Genomic DNA, 18,395 nt, shown 5'->3' with positions numbered 1-18,395 from the left:
GATGCGAGCGAAGCGCACCGATGCGCGCCCGCGGATGCCGGCGCGCATCGTGTTTTGACGGCAGCAGCAGTAACAGCAGCAGCAGCAACAGCAGCGGCAGCGAGGAGGAACCATGCAGCAGCTCGACTTTCAGGAACTGGCGCAGGCGCTGGGCGACGGCATCGTCGTCTGCGATGCCGCCGGCACGATCGTGTTCTGGAATGCGGCCGCCACGCGCATCTTCGGCTTCACGCAGGACGATGCCGTCGGCCGGTCGCTCGACCTGATCATTCCGCCGCGCCAGCAGCAGCGTCACTGGGACGGCTACCACAAGACCATGGCGACCGGGGAAACGCGCTATGGCAGCGATGTCCTGCGCGTGCCGGCGCTGCACAAGGAAGGCAAGCCCTTGTCGATCGCCTTCACGGTGGCGCTGCTGCATGGGCCGGACGGCAAGGTGGCTACCATCGCGGCCGTCGTGCGCGACGATACCGCGCGCTGGAGCGAGGAACGCGCGCTGCGCGCACGCCTGCGCGAACTGGAGGGAACGACGATGGGCTAGCCGCGCCGCCGGTGGCGCGTGCCGGGCGCCAGGCGTATCCGTTATAGTGCTGCCAACGAGATACTACTGGCTTCACATGAACCAACACCGCGGCGACAACGATTCCGATACCAACCTGGGCGACGACGACGCCTTCCTCGAGCACGACTTGAACCTTGCCGCGCGCGGCATCGAACTGGTCAAGATGGAAGGCCGCGTCTTCCTGCGCTTCGGCGGCGCCGTGCGCGTCGACGGCCTGCACGTCGAGTACCGGCTGGTGCCGTCGCGCGGCGTGCTGGCCAAGCCGAGCAAGTGGCGCAAGATGGACTTGCCGACGCGCCGCGAACTGATCGAGGAGCGTGCCAGCCGCGACGCGGCCGACGACTTGAACCAGGAAGTCGAGGAATTCGTGCGCGACGTCGCCGATGCCTGCGAGGAAGCGGGCTTCGATCCCATGCTGTTCCTGCACGTGCTGGAAGAACTGGAAACGTCCGAGCCGGCCGAGTACGTGTTCGACCGCATCCGCCAGCGCCTGGACCACGCCGTCGAGCGCGAACAGGAAGAGCGCCATGCGGCGCGCACCAAGGAAAGCATCAACCTGGCCGAGTACCCGGCTTCGTTCGAGGTCGCCAGCAAGATGGCGCGCCGCTTCGTCGCGCTGCTGGGTCCGACCAATTCCGGCAAGACCCACAAGGCGATGGAAGCGCTGGCCCAGGCCGACAGCGGTGTCTATCTCGCGCCGCTGCGCCTGCTGGCGCTGGAAAACTACGAACGCCTGCAGGCCGTCCGCCGCGACGATGGCGAGCCGCTGGCCGTGAGCCTCGTCACCGGCGAGGAGCGGCGCCTGGCCGAGAACGCGACCCACGTCGCCAGCACGGTCGAGATGCTCGATACCCGCACGCGCGTCGAGGTCGCCGTCATCGACGAGATCCAGATGCTGGCCGACCGCGACCGCGGCGCCGCCTGGACGGCGGCCGTGTGCGGCGCGCCCGCATCGACCGTGTACCTCGTCGGCGCCCCGGAAGCGCGCCGCGCGATCGAGGCGCTGGCCGAACGCCTCGAGTGTCCCCTCGAAGTGCATGTGCTGAAACGCAAGGCGCCGCTGACGATGGAAACGTCGGCCGTGCGCCGCATCCGCAACCTGCGCCGCGGCGATGCCGTCATCGCCTTCTCGCGCCGCAACGTGCTGATGTGGCGCGACATGATCACGGAGCTGGGGCTGACGGTCGCCACCGTCTACGGCAACCTGTCGCCGGAAGTGCGGCGTGCCCAGGCCGAACGCTTCCGCGAAGGGCAGGCCGACATCGTCGTCGGCACCGATGCGATCGCCATGGGCTTGAACATGCCGATCCAGCGCATCGTGATGACGACGGCCGTCAAGTACAACGGCGTCGAGGAAGAAGAGATCTCGGCCGCGCTGGCCAAGCAGATCGCCGGCCGCGCCGGCCGCTACGGCGTGCACGAGGAAGGTTTCGTGGCCGGCTACGACGACGACACGCACGAGATCATGCGCTCGTTGATGAAGGAAAAGATCCCGCCCGTCAAGGCGAGCGGGTTCGCGGTGGCGCCATCGATCGAACAATTGCACCGCATCTCGGCCGTGACGGGAGAAACCTCGCTCGTCAAACTGCTGAAGCGCTTCGTGCACAATATCGACGTGCCGGACGGCTTCTTCTATCCCAAGATTACGGAAGAGCAGAACGAGCGCGCCGAATGGCTCGACACGCTCGACCTGAGCGTGGCCGAGAAGTTCACCATGTCGCTGGTGCCGATCTCGACCCGCGTGCCGACGCTGGAAAGCGCCTGGTCGCACTGGGCGCAATCGCTGGCCAAGCGCAAGGTCTGCAAGCTGCAGCCCCACCCGCAGGAGCTGTTCTGGCAAAACCTGCAGGAAGTCGAGGACACCTGCCGCATGTATTCTGCCTATGCCTGGCTCGGCTACCGCATGCCGGAGTTCTTCCCCAGCATCGGGGAAGCCCAGGAACTGGCACGCGAAGCGTCCGAGCGCGTCGACTCCCTGCTGCAGCAGCAGAACGCGGCGGCGCGCAAGCGCCAGTCCAAGAAGGAACGCGGGCGTTGGTAAGGGTAAGCGCGCTCAGGGCCCGCGCCGGTCCGGCTGGCCCTTGACGTCCAGCTTGAGCACGCCGGGAATCTTCTGCAGGCGCTCCAGCATTGTGTTGAATTCCTGGGCCGACATGCGCGTAAAAGCGATCAGCACGTCGTCGACGTCGGCCGCTTCCTCGTTGTGCTGGACGACGAAGGTGCTGATGCGGCCCGTCACGTGGCCCAGCTCGCGCTGCAGCACGGGCAGCGTCATGCGGCCGCGCTCGGCGGAGATCAGCAGTTCGCGGCGCTGGCGCGTGGAAAAATACCAGCGTTCCAGCGGCTTGATGCCGGCCAGGATGAACAGGATGATGACCGTGGCCGCGACCGCCGCCACGTACAGGCCGCCGCCGACGGCCAGGCCGATCGCCGCCACCGTCCACAGGCTGGCGGCCGTCGTCAGGCCGCGCACGATTTCGCCGCGCAGCAGGATCGAGCCGGCCCCCAGGAAGCCGATGCCGGACACCACCTGGGCCGCGACGCGCGACGGGTCGAGCGAGATGTGCTCGTGGCCCAGCACTTCCATGAAGCCGTAGGCCGACACGATCATGAACAGGCAGGCGCCGACGGACACCAGCATGTGTGTGCGCAAGCCGGCTGCCCAGGACAGGCGTTCGCGTTCGAAGCCGATCGCGCCGCCGAGCAGCGCGGCAAGGCCGAGGCGCGCAATGAATTCGAGCTGGGGCAGGTTACTCATCGGTCCATGGTATCACGCACGCCCTTTCGCCTTGGCAGGGGGCGTGCCGGCGTCATGACAAGGGCATCAGGACAAGAGCACAACGACAGGGCATGACGACAAGCTCAGGGCAGGCAGTGCGAGGCGATCCCGGTGCCGCCCAGCCCGGCGATGGGAATGCTCGACGGCGGATAGTCGTTGCCCAGCGCCATGGTCTGGCCGCCTTCGTAGCGCAGGCGCAGTTGATCGCCGGAGTAGTCCGGCAAGGCATGGGGGACGTAGAGGGCGACGCGGATGTCGAGGTCGGCATGGAAGCCGTGGCGGAAGACCTGGGTCTGCGGGCCTTCGCCGATCTCGGCGGCGATGGCCGCGGCCAGGACCGGCGTGTCGCGGAGCGTGTTCAAGTCCGTCGTATCGTCCAGGCGTACCGTGTAGGGGCGCAGCGGGCCGTAGCGCTGATCGCCGTATTGCACGCGCAGGCGCTCGGCGTCGAAATAAAAGCTGGGAATGCCGGCGCCCGTCGCATCCAGGCTGCACAGCACGAACACGGCCCAGAAGCCATGCGATTCGAGCGCCTGCACGGAGTGCGCCGGCGCGCCGCGCCCGGGCAGCATCACGGGCGTGGAGAAATCGATCCGCTGGACATTGGCCACGTGCTGGTAGTGCAGCACGACGGTATTGCGCAACTGCGTATCGACGCTCGTGCAGCCCGCCAGCGGGCACGACAGCAGCAGAAAGGAAAACCGCAGGACCGGGATCCATGTACGCATTCGCCATCTCCTTTGCCAGGGCAATGTGGAACAGCGTCAGCAGGCGCGTCAAGCTTGGGCCAAACGGATTGGCCCCATTTGCGGGATGTCAGGCGTGTGCGAGACAGGGTGCCCGGCAAAGCCGCCGTGGCGGCGCTGCATTGTCTCGCCGTACGCGCGTACTGCCTTCGACGATGCGCCTTGCCCTGGAAGCTTGGTCAGGCGCTCATGCAGGCGCTCATGCAGGCGCTCACGCAGGCGCGACTCAGGTCGTGCTCAGCGACTTGTGCAGCAGCGTGTGCAGTTGTCCGAAATCCGGTTCGCCCAGGTAGCGCTTGAGGATCTTGCCGTCCTTGTCGATGACGAAGGTGGTCGGGGTCATATTGACGTCGCCGAACTGCTTGGCCAGGTCGCCGCTGGAATCGAGCGCCACCTTGAACGGCAGCTGCTTCGCCTGGGTGTAGTTGAGCACGTAGTCAGGGCGGTCGTAGTTCATCGCCACCGCGACGAATTCCAGGCCCTGGCCCTTGAACTTGTTATAGGTCTCGACCATCTGCGGCATTTCCTTCACGCAGGTGGTGCAGGACGTGGCCCAGAAATTGACCATCACGACCTTGCCGCGCAAGTCCTGCGAGCTGATCTTCTGGCCGTCGATGCTGATGAAGGTGACGTCGGGCGCTTGCTGCTGCTTGCCGAAGGTGGCGAAACCGATGCCGGCGATGGCCAGCACGGCCGCGCCGATGAAGGCGGGCTTGGCCCAGGAGCGGGTGGGAGACGAAGCTGGGGTGGTCATGATGTCAACGCATCCTCTGTTGGCGACGAGCCATTATAGGCCCGTCGCCCATTCCTTGCCGAAGAGGCTATCGCGAAAGGCGCATGGCGGCGTTGCGGCGCCTCGCCGTGCACCCGCCGTGCACCTTTCGCGACAGCCTCTAGAGGCCGGCTCTTCAGGAATTGCCGCGTTGCGGCTGGGACTGCGCCTGCTGCGGCTGCATCGAGCGCAGGTCTTCTTCGCTGATGTACTCGAAGATCTTCACGACGCGCATGACGCCCGACACGCCCTTGGCGACGTCGGCGGCGATATTGCCTTCGCGTTGAGTGACCAGGCCCATCAGGTAGACATTGCCGCGTTCCGTGACGACCTTGAACGAGGTCGCCGAAATGGTCTTCTTGTCCGCCAGGCTGAGCTTGACCTTGCTGGTGATCAGCGCATCGTTCGAGCGCGACGTGTAGCTGGCCGGGCCGGCGATGTCCAGTTCGTTGATGACGGACTCGACGTTGGACACGCTGCGCACGTGGTTCTCGACGGCGCGCTTCATCGCCTCGTCGCGCACTTCGCCGGTCAGCAGCACCTTGCGGTTGTAGCTGTTGACGTTGACGTGGCCGAGGTCGCCGGTGATCTCGCCCAGGTTCGCTTCGGCTTTCACCGCGATCGCCTTGTCCTCGGTCTGAGCGCCCAGCGTGCGGCGGTCGGCCGTGGCGACGGCGCCGCCGACGGCAGCGCCGGCCACGACCGCGACGCAGCCTTGCAGGGAAGCCAGCAGGGCCGCGCAGAGCACGGCCTTGGACAGGGGGCGCAGCAGGGCGCCGGCGTTAATTTGCATCTTCTTCTCCGAACAGGGCGACGTCGAGGCCGTCGCAGATACTATGGATCGCCACCAGGTGGACTTCCTGGATGCGCGCGGTACGCGAGTGCGGCACGTTGATGTGGACGTCGGCGTCGGTCAGCATCTGGCCCAGCTTGCCGCCATCCTTGCCCGTCAGCGCCACGACGCGCATCTCGCGTTCGAGCGCCGCTTCGACGGCGGCGACGACGTTGCCGGAATTACCGGAGGTCGAGATCGCCAGCAGGATGTCGCCGGCCTGGCCGAACGCCTGCACCTGCTTGCTGAAGATCTCGTTGAAGCTGTAGTCGTTGCCGACGGCCGTGATGATCGACGTGTCGGTGGTCAGCGCGATCGCCGGCAGCGGGAAGCGCTCGCGTTCGAAGCGGCCGACCAGTTCGGCGGCAAAGTGCTGCGCATCGCCGGCCGAGCCGCCGTTGCCGCAGGCGAGGATCTTGTTGCCGTTGGAAAGCGCATTGAACATCAGTTCGATGGCTTGGGAAATCGGTTGTGCCAGGGTCTGGGCGGCCTTCAGTTTCAGTTCGGCGCTTTCCTGGAAGTGGGCGAGGATGCGTTGAGTATTCATGGTCGAGGATTATAGTGCAGTGCCCATGGCCAACGAGCAAATGGGGAAAAAAATGCTTACACTTGGATGGCGTTTCTTAACCATTCGATATCGTTGCCGTTGATGGCGATGACATCGATGCGACAAGGCGGCATCTGGCGGAAGCGCTGCAAGTAGGTCTGGGCGGCGCGCACGATGCGGCGGATTTTCGCCGGGCCGATGCTGGTGGCGGCATCGACCGGGGCGCCGGCGGCGCGCTGGCGCACTTCGACGAAGACGAGGGTAGCGCCGTCGCGCACGATCAGGTCGATCTCGCCCAGCTTGCACCGGAAATTTGCTTCGATCAAGACAATACCGTGGCGCCGAAGATACGCCATGGCGGCTTCTTCCCATTTCCGACCCTGTTCCTGCTTCTGCGACAGGCGGGTCGGCCACATGTCAGCGGCCCGGTGGATTCACCGGCAGGCTCGTCACCGGCTCGGCCGGCAACGGCGCCGGCAGGAAGTCGCCGTTCTGGTAGATGGCCTCGGCTTCGCGCCGCTGCAGTCTCGGGAAGGCGGCATCGCCGCCGGTGGACAATTGCCCGGTCACGCCATCGATCGCGAGCGGGGTGCCCGGGCGCAGCGCGACTTCGCGCGCCACCCGGAAGGCATCGATGCCGAGCGCGTACAGGCGGCTCATGTAGAGCGGCTGGGCATTGTCGTCGGGACGCGGATAGACCATCACGGCGCCGGCGTCGCGCCGCACCAGCCAGGGCACGTCGACGAGGCGCAGGCCGTTCAGCTCGGCCACGCCGGTGCCGGGCGCGCGGCCCGGATTGACGGACGAGCCGCCGTAGCAGGCGATCACGGCGCACACCTGGCCCGTCTGGGCGACGACCTGGCGCAGTTCGGCCACGTCGAGCGCGGCGAACACGAGGTCGGGCGGATCGATGCCGATGCGAGTCTTGAGCGTATCGATGGAGGACAGTTCCACCCGGCCTCCGCTGGACGGCAGGTCGAAGCGCTGGCTGGTGCGGCCGAGCGCGCTCCAGCGCGCCTCGAAGGCGCCCGCCGCGCGCAGCGCCCAGGCCGCGCTGCCGGTCAGGATCAGCACGCGTCCCTGGGGCCGCTCGCGCGCCGCCCATTCCGCCACCTGGGCCGCCTCGTCCTCGATGGACAGGCCGGCCACCAGCATCCCGCGCGGCAGCACGCCGCGCTGTTCCGGATGGTTCAGGGCGATGGTCGGCTTGGCGACGGCGCCGCCGGACGCCAGCGCGCTGACCGCGGGACGCGCCAGCGGGCCGACGACGAGGTCGTGGCTGGCGGCCGCGCGCGCATAGGCGGCCAGGGTCTCGTCCGGCGCGTCGCCGGTCGGCACCAGCTCGACCTGCACGCCGCTGCCGTCGCGCTGGAAGCTGGCCATGAAGCCGGCGCGCACCGCCTCGGCGGCGCCGCCCAGGCTGGGCGAATTCATCGGCAGCAGCAGGGCGATGCGCACGCCGTTGCCGACGGGGCCGGCATCGGCCGCCAGGGGGGCCGCGCCGGCGCGCGCCGCGCCCGCTCCCGCGTCGGCGGCGGGACCGTCGAACAGCTGGACGGGCGCCGTCTGCACGGCATCGGACGGATCCACCGGCGGCGTGGCCGGGGCCGGGGCCGCCTGGACGGGCGCCGCCAGCGGACGGGCCGAGCGTTCCTCGACGACGGGCGTCAAGCTTGTGTTTGCGCTGCCCGTGGGGCACACTCGCGGGTCGGGGTCGACGCAGATCGAGCTGCAACCGGCGACGAACAACAGCGGCATGAGTACCGACGCCATGCCGACGGCCCGTGCCTTGAAAGTTTTTATTTGCATCTATCCCACCATGACAGTTAAAGAGAACAGTCAGCAGACCACCCAGATCGTCCAACTGCCCGTGCTGGGCGAGGCCGCCCAGCAATCTTATCCTACTGGCACACTTTATGTAGTGGCAACGCCGATCGGCAACGTCACCGACATCACGCTGCGCGCCCTGCACCTGCTGGCGCTGGCCGACGTCGTGGCCTGCGAGGATACGCGCAAGACCGGGGCGCTGCTGGCCCGTTTCGGCCTGAACAAGCACATGGTGGCGGCGCACCAGCACAATGAGCGCGAGGCGGCGGACAAGCTGGTGCAGCGCCTGCAGGCGGGCGAACGGGTGGCGCTGGTGTCCGATGCCGGCACGCCGGCCGTGTCCGATCCGGGCGCGCGCATCGTCGATGCCGTGCGCGCCGCCGGCCTGAACGTGGTGCCGCTGCCGGGCGCATCGGCGGCGGTGACGGCGTTGTCGGCCAGCGGCCTGGTCAACGACCGCTTCCATTTTGTCGGATTCCTGCCGGCCAAGACGAAGCAGCGCGAAGCGCAACTGGCGGCGCTCAAGCCGATGGCCGCGACCCTCGTCATCTATGAGGCACCGCATCGCATCGTCGATTGCGTCGAGGCCCTGGCGGCCGTGTTCGAGCCGACGCGCCAGGTCGTGTTCGCGCGCGAGCTGACCAAGCTGTTCGAGGAAATCCACCGCTGCCCGGTGGGCGAGGCGCTGGGCTGGGTCAAGGCCGACGCCAACCGCGAGCGCGGCGAATTCGTCGTGCTGGTCGAGGGAGCGCCCCAGGCGGGGGACGAAGGCGATGCCGAGGCGGAGCGCATCCTGAACATCCTGCTGGCGGAGTGCTCGGTGAAGCAGGCGGCCAGCCTGGCCGCGCAGATCACGGGGAAGAAGAAGAACGCGCTGTACGAGCGCGCCCTGCAGATCAAGGGCGAGTAGGTTCGGCCCTGCGGCGCGCCGCGGCGACGGTCAGCCACACGGCCGACACGAGGAAGTAGGCGGCGCCGACGCCCGCATACCCGGCCACGTTGGCGATCGACGGCACCGCCGGCATCCGCGCCTGGGCAATGAAGAAGCCGCCCGCCAGCGCCGACTGGGCGCCGCTCAGTATCATCGCCCACTGCGCGCCATGGGTCTTCCAGCGGCGCAGCGCCGTACCCAGCTGCAGCAGGCCGGACAGGATCGCCCAGGCGCCGAACACGCCCAGCACCAGGTTCATGCTCGCCAGCGAGAATGCCACGGCAATGGCCGTCGCCAGGCTCACCACGACGTTGAGGGCCTGCGTCCTGTTGCGGCCCAGGCCGCCGCTCCTAGCCGCGTCGACGTAGTTGGCCAGCGCGTCCCAGACGGGATACGCCACCAGCAGGGCCGCGGCGGCGAACCAGGATTGCCGTCCCGCCGTGAGGGCCGCGGCGACCCACGCGAAGGAAAACGCGGCGCGGGTGAAGTAGTAGCGGGTGAGCCAGCGTTCCTGGCCGGTGCGGTCGTCATGGTGCATGATGTTTCCTTTCGAGTTTGCTACCTACTAGTTGATAGACAGGTTGGGCGCAAAAAGACGGTGGTCCCCCCGCGGCGCGCCTCGGCCGCCGGGATACTGTTTTACTTTCTTGCTTACTTTCTTGCCCCGAAGCGTTCCAGCTGCGGCCACATGATGGTGCCGAAGGCCTGCGCATCGCCATAAGCGCGTGCCGACAGCATGGCGCCATGGACGATGGCCATGAACGCTTCCGCCTCCACGCGCGGCGGGTGCGCCAGCGTTAGAGCGCCTTCCTGCGCGCCCCGTTCCAGCACCGAGGCCAGCCACCCGGACAGGAAGCGGAAATAGGCGCGCACTTCGAGCGCTACCGCTTCCGGCAGCAGCGGCACTTCGCCGGCCAGGAGCGCACAGACGCAGAACGGCGCACTGGCATCCGTGATGCAGGTTTCCCAGTAGCGTATGTAAGCGCGCAATTGTTCGAGGGGCTCGGGAATGCTGCGCGCCAGGTTGGCGATCCCTTCCTCGGCCGCTTCCCGGTAGCGGGTGACGAGCGTAGTCACCAGGTCCGCCTTGCTGGGGAAGTGGTGGTGGATGCTGGCCTTGCGGATGCCGACCACGTCGGCGATGTCCGCATAGCTGAACCCGTTGTAGCCGCCGGCGACGATCAGCTTGCGCGTGCAGGCCAGGATATCGTCGGCTGTGGTGGAAGATTTGTTCATGCGATTCATCCTACTAGAAGGTAGGCTGACGGGCAAGCGTTTTGTGAGGGGCCTTGATGCGGGTCACCACTTGCAGCCGCTGTCCTTCTTGTCCATGGCGAGGAACAGGGGCGCCAGCAAGCCACCCGGCACGCCGTCCTTGCAGTCGCGCCGCTTGGCCGACTTGATCGCGCGCTCGAACTTGTTTTCGGTTTGCAGGGGTGGGGGCGGCAGGCGTTCCAGCGCCGTGCCCTTCCTGGCCGGATCAGGTTCATTGGCGACCAGGCGCGCCGTCTTGCGCGCGGCGTCCAGGTCGAAGCGCGGCGCGGCGGCAGGCGTGTCCGGTGCCGCCGCCTGGGGCGGCTCGGGCGCCGTCTCGACCGGATAGGTGTCCTCGGCCGACTGGCGTACCTCGGGGTCGACGGCGATCACGCGGCGCGCAGGACGTTCGGCGGAACGGCTGCGCGGCGCCGGCTTCGGCGCGGCGGGCGTCTCGGCGCGGGGAACGGAGGGCTGCACCGGCGCCGGGATCGGCGCAGGGACAGGCACAGGCGCAGGGGAAGGAACGGGCGCAGCGCGCAGGCGCACCGTCAGCGGCTCGCTGGCCGGCGGCGCCGGCGGGACCGCCGGCGTGCGGTACAGGACCAGCAACATGGCGTGGACGGCAATCGACAGGGCCACGCCGGCGGCAATGCGCATGACCTGCCTGCGTTCGGGCGCGGGCAGGGAAGGGGTGGCGTCGAAGTCGACCGTTGCGTTCACGTCTCGATCCATCAGGTTTGTGCAGGAAAACCGCAGCCGCGCTCATTCAATGGTGCTTTCCTTGACCGGGGTGTCCGCGACGGTTATGATGGCCGTCTTCGGAGTGTAGCGCAGCCCGGTAGCGCATCTGGTTTGGGACCAGAGGGTCCAAGGTTCGAATCCTTGTACTCCGACCAGTATAACGAAAAGGCCGACGAGCGATCGTCGGCCTTTTTTCATTTCCGCGCGGTCATCACCGCATCGGCGCTCATGCCGTGCGCTCAGGCCGTGCGTTTGGCCAGCAAGGCATTCCCCGCGCGGCTCGCGCCCTTGCGTCCCAGCTGGCGCGAGATGAAGTCGCCCGCATCGACCACCTGGTCCAGGTCCACGCCCGTCTCGATGCCCAGGCCCTGCAGCATGTACAGCACGTCCTCGGTGGCGACGTTGCCCGTCGCGCCCTTGGCATACGGACAACCGCCCAGGCCCGATACGGACGAATGGAAGATGGCGACGCCCACTTCCATGCTGGCATAGATGTTCGCCAGCGCCTGGCCATAGGTGTCGTGGAAGTGGCCGGCGATGCGCGCCAGGTCGAACGCGCGCGCCGCCGTCTCCATCACGGCCTGCGTCTTCCTGGGCGTGGACACGCCGATGGTATCGGCGATGTCGATCTCGTCGCAGCCCAGGTCGCGCATGCGGCCCACCACGTCGGCCACCGCGGCCAGGGGGACCTCGCCCTGGTAGGGGCAGCCGAACGAGCAGCTGATGCTGCCGCGCAGGCGCAGGCCGTGTTCCTTGGCCGCGCGCGCCACCGGCTCGAAGCGCGCGATCGATTCCGCGATCGAGCAGTTGATGTTCCGCTGCGAGAACGCTTCCGAGGCCGAGCCGAAGATCACGACTTCGTCGGCGCGGCTGGCCAGCGCCGCCTCGAAGCCCTGCATGTTCGGCGTCAGCGCGGAATAGATGGTGCCCGGCAGGCGCGCGATGCCGGCCATGACCTCGCTGCTTGTCGCCATCTGCGGCACCCATTTCGGCGACACGAAGGACGCCGCCTCCACGTTCCGGAAGCCGGCGCGTGCGAGGCGGTCGACCAGTTCGATCTTGACGGCGGCGGACACCGCTTCCTTCTCGTTCTGCAGGCCGTCGCGCGGGCCCACTTCGACGATCTTGACCTTGTTCGGCAGATTCATGGCATCTCCTCGGTTTCTTTTTCAGTATCCCCGTCGGCGGTCGACGACGTCGGCGACCGTCTCGCCCTGTTCGAGCAGGCGTATCTTCGTCGCGATCTGGCGTACCGCCTCGCCGCGCAGGGTCAGCGCCGAGACGTGCGGCGTGATGGTGATGCGCGGCTCGTCCCAGAACGGATGCGGCGCCGGCAGCGGCTCGTTGCGGAACACGTCCAGCGTGGCTCCCGCGATATGGCCGGCGCGGATCAGCGCCAGCAGGTCCGGCTCCGCCACCAGCGCGCCGCGCGCGACGTTGACGAGGTAAGCGCCCTGCGGCAGCCGCGACAGGCGCGCGCGGTCGAGCAGGTTGTTCGTATCGGGCGTCAGCGGCAGCATGCACACCAGCACGCGGGTGCCGGCCAGGAAGGCGTCCAGCGTCTCCATGCCGGCGTCGCAGTCGACGTTCGGCAGGTCCTTCGGCGTGCGGCTCCAGCCGCGCACGGGAAAACCCTGCTGGCGCAGCGCCTGCAACACGGGCACGCCCAGCTTGCCGAGTCCCAGCACGCCGACGGTGAAGCCGGCCTTGTCGCGCGCGGGCAGCGGGTTCCACAGGCCCTGGCGCGCCTGCTGCGCGTACTCGTCGAAGCGGCGGAAGTAGCGCAGCACGGCGTGCAGCACGTAGTCCGCCATCTGCTCGCCCATGCCGGCATCGCCCAGGCGCACGATGGGCACGTCGGGCAGGGCGTCGCCGAACTTCAGGATGCCATCGACGCCGGCGCCCATCAGGAAGATCGCCTTCACCTGCGCCAGGTCGGCCAGCATTTCCTGCGGCGGCGCCCAGACGGCGGCGTAGTCGCACGGGGGCGTGGTCACGCCTTCCTGCCACGCCACCGTCTCGGCATGCGGCAGCGCCGCGGCGAAGTCCTCGGCCCAGGGGCCGGTGTCGCCGTCGCTGCGGTACAGCAGTATCCGCATCGTTGTCTCCTTTGTTATTGTGCTTGTGGTTCGGTGGGCACCGCGTGCCCACCATGCGCGGCCGATTACGCCGCCGCCTGGAACGCCAGCAGCGGCGCGCCGTCCGCCACCTGGTCGCCGACCTGGTACAGCACTTCCTCGACCAGGCCGTCGCTCGGCGCGGCGATCGTGTGCTCCATCTTCATCGCTTCCATGATCACGAGCGGTTCGCCCTTCTTGACCTGCTGGCCGTTGGATGCGATCACGGCCACTACCTTGCCCGGCATCGGCGCCGTCAGGCGGCCGCCCGCGGCCTCGTGCTCGCCCGCATGGGCCAGCGGATCGTTCCATGCCAGCACGTGGTGCAGGCCGCCGCTGAACACGTGCAGCGATTCGCCCTCGCGGCGCACCGTGCCCTGGACCGCGCGGCCGTCGATGCGGATCGCCAGCCTGCCGGCGTCGTTCGCGACGAGCGCGATGTCGTACCTGGCACCGCCGACATCCAGCGTCCAGCCCGCGCGCCCGTAGGTCACGCCGACGCGATAGGCCGGGTCTTCTTGTGCCGCGGCGTAGTCGTCCGCGAACGAGAGCACGCGGCGGTAGCTGCCGTTCATGCGCCAGCCGTGCGCGCTGGTCCAGGGATCGCTCGCACCTGCAGATGGGCCGTCGGCGGCCACGAGCGCCACGGCGGCCAGCGCGAGCGCGTCCAGCGGCGCCGGGCCGACCGGTGGGAACAGCGTGGCATTAGTGCGCTCGATGAGGCCCGTATCGAGGTCGGCGCCCGCGAACGCCTCTCCCTCGACCAGGCGTTTCAGGAAGGCGATATTGGTCGCCAGGCCGACGATGTGGAACTCGCCCAGCGCCTGCGCCATGCGCGCCAGCGCCTGTTCGCGGTCCGCGCCCCAGACGATCAGCTTGGCGATCATCGGGTCGTAGAACGGCGAGATGGCATCGCCCGCGCGCACGCCGGCATCGATGCGCACGGCGGCGGGGGCGGCGGCCGTGCCGCCCAGTTCGAAGGCGACGTGGACGGGCGTATCCATGCAGCGCAGCGTGCCGGTCGAGGGCAGGAAGCCCTTCTCGGGATTCTCGGCATATACGCGCGCCTCGATCGCGTGGCCGTGGATCGCCAGCTCATGCTGGCGACGGGGCAGCGGCTGGCCGGCGGCCACGCGCAGCTGCCATTCGACCAGGTCGGTCCCCGTGATCATTTCCGTCACCGGGTGCTCGACCTGCAGGCGCGTGTTCATCTCCATGAAGTAGAACGAACCGTCCTGGTTGGCGATGAACTCCACGGTGCCGGCGCCGACGTAGCCGACGGCCCGCGCCGCCGCCACCGCGGCCTCGCCCATGGCCGCGCGGCGATCCGGCGGCATGCCCGGCGCCGGCGCTTCTTCCAGTACCTTCTGGTGGCGCCGCTGCACGGAGCAGTCGCGCTCGTGCAGGTACACGCAATTGCCGTGCGTGTCCGCGAACACCTGGATCTCGATGTGGCGCGGGCGGGTCAGGTATTTTTCGACGAGCACCTTGTCGTCGCCGAAGGAGGAGATGGCTTCGCGCTTGCACGAGGCCAGCGCGGCCTGCAGGTCCTCGCTGCGCTCCACCACGCGCATGCCCTTGCCGCCGCCGCCGGCGCTGGCCTTGAGCAGCACCGGATAGCCGATGCGGTCGGCCTCGCGCTGCAGCAGCTGCGGGTCCTGGTCGTCGCCGTGGTAGCCCGGCACCAGCGGCACGCCGGCGCCTTCCATCAGCTGCTTGGCGGCCGACTTCGATCCCATCGCGCGCATCGCGCTGCCCGGCGGGCCGATGAACACGAGGCCGGCGGCGGCGCAGGCCTCGGCGAACTCCGCGTTCTCCGACAGGAAGCCGTAGCCGGGGTGGATCGCCTGCGCGCCCGTGGCCAGGGCTGCCTCGATGATGCGCTCGCCCTTCAGGTAGCTGTCGCGCGCGGCGGCCGGTCCGATCAGGATCGCTTCATCGCACACCGCCACGTGCTTGGCGCCGGCATCGGCTTCCGAATAGACGGCAACGGTACGGATGCCCAGGCGGCGCGCGGTGGCGGCGACCCTGCAGGCGATTTCGCCACGGTTGGCGATGAGGATCTTCGTGAACATGTGGTGTCTCGTAATGTTATGTTTGTAAAAACCATCGTCGCCCCCGCGCAGGCGGGGGCCTAATTCTGCATGCTGTACCGCTGCTCGACATTGGGCCCCTGCCTTCGCAGGGGCGACGGATTCACGGCTGCGTCATCAGCACCCACAACGCTCTTTCGGCGCTTCATTGAGCGTCGTCGCGCGCGTCTTGAGGCCCAGCTTTTCCAGCAGCGCGCGGTCGTCGTTCGCTTCCGGATTGTCGGTCGTCAGCAGCTTGTCGCCGTAGAAGATCGAGTTGGCGCCGGCCATGAAGCACATCGCCTGCACGGCTTCGCCCAGCTCGCGCCGGCCGGCAGACAAACGCACGCGCGCCTTCGGCATCGTGATGCGGGCGACGGCGATGGTGCGCACGAATTCGATCGGGTCCAGCGGCGGCAGGCCGTGCAGCGGCGTGCCTTCGACCTGTACCAGGTGGTTGACGGGCACCGATTCCGGGTACGGGTTCATGTTCGCCAGCTGGGCGATCAGGCCGGCGCGCTGTTCGCGGGTCTCGCCCATGCCGACGATGCCGCCGCAGCAGACCTTCAGGCCCGCATTGCGCACGCGGCCCAGCGTGTCCAGGCGGTCCTGGTATTCGCGGGTCGAGATGACGTCGCCGTAGAAGTCCGGCGCCGTGTCGATATTGTGGTTGTAGAAGTCCAGGCCCGCGGCGGCCAGCTGCTCGGCCTGGCCTTCTTCCAGCATGCCCAGCGTGGCGCAGGTTTCCATGCCCAGCGCCTTCACGCCACGCACCATGGCTTCGACCTTTTCCATGTCGCGCTCCTTCGGGCTGCGCCAGGCGGCGCCCATGCAGAAGCGGGTCGCGCCCTTGGCCTTGGCTTCGCTGGCGGCGGCCAGCACGACGTCCAGGTCGAGGATCTTCTTGGCCTCGACGCCGGTGTCATAGCGAGCGGCCTGCGGGCAGTAGCCGCAGTCTTCCTCGCAGCCGCCGGTCTTGATCGACAGCAGCGTGGCCAGTTCGACATCGCCGTCGGGGAAGTGGGTGCGGTGGGCCTGGGCGGCGCGGAACATCAGTTCCGGCAGCGGCAGGTCGAACAGCGCGAGCACGTCGGCCAGCGGCCAGGTGGCGTTCTTCGGCAGCGTGACGGGGGCGGCCGGCGGGTGGAGGGTAACGACTTGGGACATGGGGATTCCTTGTTTTGAAAATTACGCCCGCGTGGCCGGCCATCCCGGCAGGCCCGCGAGTTCGATATGGGCGGCCGCTTGCGCGGCCGTGGGTTCTTGCAGGCGCGGCACGCGGCCCAGCAGCGGCGCCGGCATGCGCTCCTGCAGCGCCGTGATGTTCTCGTCGACGAAGCGCATGTCCGGGTCGACCTGGTTGGCGACCCAGCCGGCCAGCACCAGGCCGCGCGCCACGATGGCTTCGGCGGTGAGCAGCGCATGGTTGATGCAGCCCAGGCGCATGCCGACCACCAGCACCACGGGCAGGTTCAGCTGCACGGCCAGGTCGGCGCTGTCGAAGTCGTTCGAGAACGGCACGCAGAAGCCGCCCACGCCTTCGACCACGGTGGCGTCGGACGCGCCCAGGATCTCGGCATACGCCGTCATGATGGGCACGGGATCGATCGTCACGCCTTCCAGCGCGGCCGCGATGTGAGGCGCGCACGGTTCGCGCAGCATGAAGGGCGTCGTGATGTGCTGCGGCAGATGCACGTTGCCGGCGGCGCGCAGCATAGCGGCGTCGTCGTTGTGCAGCATGCCGTCGCGCTCCTCGGCGCCGGCCGCGATCGGCTTCATGCCGCAGGCGCGCTGGCCCTGCTGCACGAGCTTGTGCAGGATGGCGCTGGAGACCAGCGTCTTGCCGATCTCCGTATCGGTGCCCGTGACGAAGCAGGCGAAGCGGGTCGGGATGCCTTCGGCGGCCAGGGCCGCCGGTATCTCCACCGTCGTCGGTTCGGTGGCCGTGGCCGGTTCGGCGAAGCCGACGTCCGGCGTGTTCGCGCCGCCGGTGTCGTTGCCCAGTTGCCGGGGATCGTTGATGGTCATGTTCCGTTCCTTTCCAGGCGGTTGAGCGCAGCGGCGAGCTGCGCGACGTCGTCATGCGTGTGCGCCGCCGACAGGGTCACGCGCAGCCGCGCCGTGCCCGGGGCCACGGTGGGCGGACGGATCGCCGGCACCCACAGGCCCTGTTCGTGCAGCTGGGCGGAGACGGCCAGCGCCTCGTCGTTGGCGCCGATGACGATCGGCTGGATCGCCGTCGTCGAGGGCGGGCGCTGCCAGCGTTCCAGCCGCAGTTCCCCGTCCAGTCGGGCGATCAGCGTATTCAAGTGGGTGCGGCGCGCGCGGCCTTCCTCGCCTTCGATGATGTCGACGCTGGCCAGCAGCGCGTGCGCCAGCGCCGGCGCGGCGGCCGTCGTGTAGATGTAGGGGCGGGCGCGCTGAACCAGCAGCTCGACCACGGACGCGTGCGCCGCCACGAAGGCGCCGCCCACGCCGGCGGCCTTGCCCAGCGTGCCGACGTAGACGAGGTTGGGCGAGCGCAGGCCGAAGTGCTCGAGCGCGCCGCGGCCGTGCGCTCCCAGCACGCCGAAGCCGTGCGCATCGTCGACGACGAGCCAGGCGCCGTGGCGCTCGCACAGGGCCAGCAGCCGCGGCAGCGGGGCCAGGTCGCCGTCCATGCTGAACACGCTGTCGGTGACGACGATCTTCGTGGCGGCCTGGCTTGCCGCCAGCTGCGCGTCCAGCGCCGCCGTGTCGCCGTGCGGGTAGACGGTCACGCCGGCCCGGGCCAGGCGCGCGCCGTCGATCAGCGACGCGTGGTTCAGCGCCTCCGAGAAGATCATCGCTTCCGTGTCGCCGCCCAGCGCCGTCAGCACGGCCAGGTTGGCCATGTAGCCGGTGCAGAAGTACAGCGCGCGCGCCTCGACCAGGTGCGGCGCCTCGAACGCGGCCAGGCGTTCTTCCAGCTGCGCGTGCGCGCGGCCGTGGCCGGACACGAGGTGGGAGGCACCGCTGCCGGCGCCGTACAGCGACGCGCCTTCGCGCAGCGCCTCGACCACGCGCGGGTGCGCGGCCAGGCCCAGGTAGTCGTTGCTGCAGAACGCGAGCAGTGCGCGGCCGTCGACGACCTGGCGCGGCGCGCACGGCGTCTCGGCCGTGCGGCGGCGCCGGGTCAGGCTGCGCGCGGCCAGCGCGTCGAGCTGGCGGTCGATGTGGGCGATCAGGTCCAT

The 18,395-nt window shown here is 68.6% G+C and carries 19 protein-coding genes and 1 tRNA gene; 4 read left to right on the top strand and 16 right to left on the bottom strand.

The genetic code is table 11. The features are described 5' to 3' along the window. Positions 1–112: 112 nt before the first annotated feature. Both ACI1V7_RS15895 and ACI1V7_RS15890 read left to right on the top strand, forming a co-directional pair. Complete coding sequence (locus ACI1V7_RS15895) at positions 113–541, top strand: PAS domain-containing protein (RefSeq protein WP_404532764.1); 429 nt, start codon at positions 113–115, stop codon at positions 539–541. 76 nt (positions 542–617) lie between these two features. Then, on the top strand, positions 618–2,603 hold the full coding sequence (locus ACI1V7_RS15890; protein ID WP_404532763.1) for a helicase-related protein: 1,986 nt from the start codon (positions 618–620) through the stop codon (positions 2,601–2,603). A 12-nt stretch (positions 2,604–2,615) separates the two neighbouring features. Here the strand turns inward: ACI1V7_RS15890 and ACI1V7_RS15885 are convergent, their stop codons facing one another. The 7 genes from ACI1V7_RS15885 to ACI1V7_RS15855 all read right to left on the bottom strand — a co-directional run bounded on the left by ACI1V7_RS15885 (position 2,616) and on the right by ACI1V7_RS15855 (position 8,047). Then, positions 2,616–3,320, bottom strand: coding sequence for an MgtC/SapB family protein (locus ACI1V7_RS15885; RefSeq protein ID WP_404532762.1), 705 nt, complete (start codon positions 3,318–3,320; stop codon positions 2,616–2,618). 104 nt (positions 3,321–3,424) lie between these two features. Further along, positions 3,425–4,069 (bottom strand): hypothetical protein, encoded by a 645-nt coding sequence (locus ACI1V7_RS15880; protein WP_404532761.1) that lies wholly within the window; start codon positions 4,067–4,069, stop codon positions 3,425–3,427. Between the two features lie 244 nt (positions 4,070–4,313). Next, positions 4,314–4,841 carry a TlpA disulfide reductase family protein gene (locus ACI1V7_RS15875; protein WP_404532760.1) on the bottom strand — a complete coding sequence of 176 codons (528 nt, stop codon included), beginning with the start codon at positions 4,839–4,841 and terminating at the stop codon, positions 4,314–4,316. A gap of 154 nt (positions 4,842–4,995) precedes the next feature. Beyond that, positions 4,996–5,652, bottom strand: a complete 657-nt coding sequence (locus ACI1V7_RS15870) for a BON domain-containing protein (protein WP_404532759.1) — start codon at positions 5,650–5,652, stop codon at positions 4,996–4,998. After that, positions 5,642–6,238 carry a phosphoheptose isomerase gene (locus ACI1V7_RS15865; protein WP_404532758.1) on the bottom strand — a complete coding sequence of 199 codons (597 nt, stop codon included), beginning with the start codon at positions 6,236–6,238 and terminating at the stop codon, positions 5,642–5,644. The genes ACI1V7_RS15870 and ACI1V7_RS15865 overlap by 11 nt, the downstream gene beginning before the upstream one ends. A gap of 56 nt (positions 6,239–6,294) precedes the next feature. After that, positions 6,295–6,654 carry a YraN family protein gene (locus ACI1V7_RS15860; RefSeq protein ID WP_404532757.1) on the bottom strand — a complete coding sequence of 120 codons (360 nt, stop codon included), beginning with the start codon at positions 6,652–6,654 and terminating at the stop codon, positions 6,295–6,297. Position 6,655: 1 nt separating this feature from the next. Continuing rightward, complete coding sequence (locus ACI1V7_RS15855) at positions 6,656–8,047, bottom strand: penicillin-binding protein activator (RefSeq protein ID WP_404532756.1); 1,392 nt, start codon at positions 8,045–8,047, stop codon at positions 6,656–6,658. 10 nt (positions 8,048–8,057) lie between these two features. On the opposite strand from ACI1V7_RS15855, the gene rsmI reads away from it, so the two are divergent. Beyond that, the gene (rsmI, locus tag ACI1V7_RS15850) at positions 8,058–8,975 is read left to right on the top strand and encodes a 16S rRNA (cytidine(1402)-2'-O)-methyltransferase (RefSeq protein ID WP_404532755.1); all 918 of its coding nucleotides are present in this window, start codon (positions 8,058–8,060) and stop codon (positions 8,973–8,975) included. On the opposite strand, the gene ACI1V7_RS15845 is transcribed toward rsmI, so the two are convergent. From ACI1V7_RS15845 to ACI1V7_RS15835, 3 genes are all read right to left on the bottom strand, one after another. Further along, positions 8,962–9,534, bottom strand: a complete 573-nt coding sequence (locus ACI1V7_RS15845) for a DUF308 domain-containing protein (protein WP_404532754.1) — start codon at positions 9,532–9,534, stop codon at positions 8,962–8,964. The two genes, rsmI and ACI1V7_RS15845, sit on opposite strands and share 14 nt — an antisense overlap. A 113-nt stretch (positions 9,535–9,647) precedes the next feature. Then, positions 9,648–10,232, bottom strand: coding sequence for a TetR/AcrR family transcriptional regulator (locus tag ACI1V7_RS15840; protein ID WP_404532753.1), 585 nt, complete (start codon positions 10,230–10,232; stop codon positions 9,648–9,650). Positions 10,233–10,295: 63 nt separating this feature from the next. Next, on the bottom strand, positions 10,296–10,973 hold the full coding sequence (locus ACI1V7_RS15835) for a hypothetical protein (RefSeq protein WP_404532752.1): 678 nt from the start codon (positions 10,971–10,973) through the stop codon (positions 10,296–10,298). 99 nt (positions 10,974–11,072) lie between these two features. Between ACI1V7_RS15835 and ACI1V7_RS15830 the strand changes: the two genes are divergently transcribed. Continuing rightward, positions 11,073–11,149 (top strand) — tRNA-Pro (locus ACI1V7_RS15830). 84 nt (positions 11,150–11,233) lie between these two features. On the opposite strand, the gene ACI1V7_RS15825 is transcribed toward ACI1V7_RS15830, so the two are convergent. From ACI1V7_RS15825 to bioF, 6 genes are all read right to left on the bottom strand, one after another. Continuing rightward, positions 11,234–12,142 carry a hydroxymethylglutaryl-CoA lyase gene (locus ACI1V7_RS15825; RefSeq protein WP_404532751.1) on the bottom strand — a complete coding sequence of 303 codons (909 nt, stop codon included), beginning with the start codon at positions 12,140–12,142 and terminating at the stop codon, positions 11,234–11,236. A 21-nt stretch (positions 12,143–12,163) separates the two neighbouring features. Then, a complete protein-coding gene (locus tag ACI1V7_RS15820; RefSeq protein WP_404532750.1) occupies positions 12,164–13,093 on the bottom strand; it encodes a 2-hydroxyacid dehydrogenase in 930 nt (309 codons plus the stop codon). Between the two features lie 65 nt (positions 13,094–13,158). Next, complete coding sequence (locus tag ACI1V7_RS15815; RefSeq protein WP_404532749.1) at positions 13,159–15,186, bottom strand: acetyl/propionyl/methylcrotonyl-CoA carboxylase subunit alpha; 2,028 nt, start codon at positions 15,184–15,186, stop codon at positions 13,159–13,161. 135 nt (positions 15,187–15,321) lie between these two features. After that, on the bottom strand, positions 15,322–16,350 hold the full coding sequence (gene bioB / locus ACI1V7_RS15810; protein ID WP_314544983.1) for a biotin synthase BioB: 1,029 nt from the start codon (positions 16,348–16,350) through the stop codon (positions 15,322–15,324). 21 nt (positions 16,351–16,371) lie between these two features. Further along, positions 16,372–17,211 carry a dethiobiotin synthase gene (gene bioD / locus ACI1V7_RS15805; protein WP_404532748.1) on the bottom strand — a complete coding sequence of 280 codons (840 nt, stop codon included), beginning with the start codon at positions 17,209–17,211 and terminating at the stop codon, positions 16,372–16,374. Further along, positions 17,208–18,395: an 8-amino-7-oxononanoate synthase gene (bioF, locus tag ACI1V7_RS15800; RefSeq protein ID WP_404532747.1), complete on the bottom strand. Its 1,188-nt coding sequence runs from the start codon at positions 18,393–18,395 to the stop codon at positions 17,208–17,210. The genes bioD and bioF overlap by 4 nt, the downstream gene beginning before the upstream one ends.

Origin of the sequence: Massilia paldalensis (genome assembly GCF_044901715.1) — a bacterium.
Lineage (GTDB): Bacteria > Pseudomonadota > Gammaproteobacteria > Burkholderiales > Burkholderiaceae_D > Telluria > Telluria paldalensis.
Note: the sequence above shows the minus strand (reverse complement) of the source record. Positions and strands in the feature narration are given on the sequence as shown.

Excerpts from the sequence above, each read along its gene's own strand:
- ACI1V7_RS15895 (WP_404532764.1), top strand. The coding sequence starts at position 113 with ATGCAGCAGCTCGACTTTCAGGAACTGGCGCAGGCGCTGGGCGACGGC.
- ACI1V7_RS15890 (WP_404532763.1), top strand. The coding sequence starts at position 618 with ATGAACCAACACCGCGGCGACAACGATTCCGATACCAACCTGGGCGAC.
- ACI1V7_RS15885 (WP_404532762.1), bottom strand. The coding sequence starts at position 3,320 with ATGAGTAACCTGCCCCAGCTCGAATTCATTGCGCGCCTCGGCCTTGCC.
- ACI1V7_RS15880 (WP_404532761.1), bottom strand. The coding sequence starts at position 4,069 with ATGCGTACATGGATCCCGGTCCTGCGGTTTTCCTTTCTGCTGCTGTCG.
- ACI1V7_RS15875 (WP_404532760.1), bottom strand. The coding sequence starts at position 4,841 with ATGACCACCCCAGCTTCGTCTCCCACCCGCTCCTGGGCCAAGCCCGCC.
- ACI1V7_RS15870 (WP_404532759.1), bottom strand. The coding sequence starts at position 5,652 with ATGCAAATTAACGCCGGCGCCCTGCTGCGCCCCCTGTCCAAGGCCGTG.
- ACI1V7_RS15865 (WP_404532758.1), bottom strand. The coding sequence starts at position 6,238 with ATGAATACTCAACGCATCCTCGCCCACTTCCAGGAAAGCGCCGAACTG.
- ACI1V7_RS15860 (WP_404532757.1), bottom strand. The coding sequence starts at position 6,654 with ATGTGGCCGACCCGCCTGTCGCAGAAGCAGGAACAGGGTCGGAAATGG.
- ACI1V7_RS15855 (WP_404532756.1), bottom strand. The coding sequence starts at position 8,047 with ATGCAAATAAAAACTTTCAAGGCACGGGCCGTCGGCATGGCGTCGGTA.
- rsmI (WP_404532755.1), top strand. The coding sequence starts at position 8,058 with ATGACAGTTAAAGAGAACAGTCAGCAGACCACCCAGATCGTCCAACTG.
- ACI1V7_RS15845 (WP_404532754.1), bottom strand. The coding sequence starts at position 9,534 with ATGCACCATGACGACCGCACCGGCCAGGAACGCTGGCTCACCCGCTAC.
- ACI1V7_RS15840 (WP_404532753.1), bottom strand. The coding sequence starts at position 10,232 with ATGAACAAATCTTCCACCACAGCCGACGATATCCTGGCCTGCACGCGC.
- ACI1V7_RS15825 (WP_404532751.1), bottom strand. The coding sequence starts at position 12,142 with ATGAATCTGCCGAACAAGGTCAAGATCGTCGAAGTGGGCCCGCGCGAC.
- ACI1V7_RS15820 (WP_404532750.1), bottom strand. The coding sequence starts at position 13,093 with ATGCGGATACTGCTGTACCGCAGCGACGGCGACACCGGCCCCTGGGCC.
- ACI1V7_RS15815 (WP_404532749.1), bottom strand. The coding sequence starts at position 15,186 with ATGTTCACGAAGATCCTCATCGCCAACCGTGGCGAAATCGCCTGCAGG.
- bioB (WP_314544983.1), bottom strand. The coding sequence starts at position 16,350 with ATGTCCCAAGTCGTTACCCTCCACCCGCCGGCCGCCCCCGTCACGCTG.
- bioD (WP_404532748.1), bottom strand. The coding sequence starts at position 17,211 with ATGACCATCAACGATCCCCGGCAACTGGGCAACGACACCGGCGGCGCG.
- bioF (WP_404532747.1), bottom strand. The coding sequence starts at position 18,395 with ATGGACCTGATCGCCCACATCGACCGCCAGCTCGACGCGCTGGCCGCG.